The sequence below is a fragment of the Arthrobacter sp. ZGTC212 genome (assembly GCF_002929255.1).
In the GTDB taxonomy this organism is placed as follows: domain Bacteria; phylum Actinomycetota; class Actinomycetes; order Actinomycetales; family Micrococcaceae; genus Arthrobacter_B; species Arthrobacter_B sunyaminii.
In genome coordinates this window covers 1-532 of the sequence record NZ_PJIJ01000081.1, presented here as the reverse complement: position 1 = coordinate 532, position 532 = coordinate 1, and the positions used below count along the sequence as shown (strand labels likewise).

Sequence of the window (532 nt, the reverse complement as noted above, 5' to 3'; positions counted from 1 at the left end):
GGCGTTTGGCAGCACTCTCCACGTGCCCAACCCGGATGCCGGCGCCGCCGCGCCCCACGTGCCAGCCACGGTATGGATCTCCGAGCGGCGTCCCATGCGGTAGAACTTAACCATGAACGTGCGCACCCCTGACCCGAATCCCGGCTGGCTCTCCGAAGAAGACCTCTTTGAGGCGCGCGGGCGGCTGCCCATGGTTTACGTCGAGGCAGTGCCCGTCCGGCTGGATCCGCTGGGCTTCGTCAATGAAGTCGGAACCCTCCTCCAGGCGGACGAGGACGGCACCATGGTCCGGTCCCTCGTTTCCGGCCGCGTCATCTACCGGGAGACCATCCGCGCGGCCCTTCTCCGGCATATGGAGAAGGACCTTGGCCCGCTGGCGTTCCCGCAACTGCCCATCAGCCCGGTCCCCTTCACCGTGGCGGAGTACTTCCCGGCCCCGTCCCAGACCGGCTTCACGGATGAGCCCCAACACGCCGTCTCCCTGGCCTACGTGATTCCCGTGACGGGCGAATGCGAGCCCCGCCAGGACGCC

1 protein-coding gene is annotated in these 532 nt (G+C 67.9%); it reads left to right on the top strand.

Annotated elements, in window-relative coordinates; translation table 11 throughout:
• Positions 1 to 112 precede the first annotated feature (112 nt).
• A partial coding sequence (locus CXQ89_RS18000) for a DUF4916 domain-containing protein (protein WP_104162208.1) occupies positions 113 to 532 on the top strand: 420 nt, incomplete at its 3' end.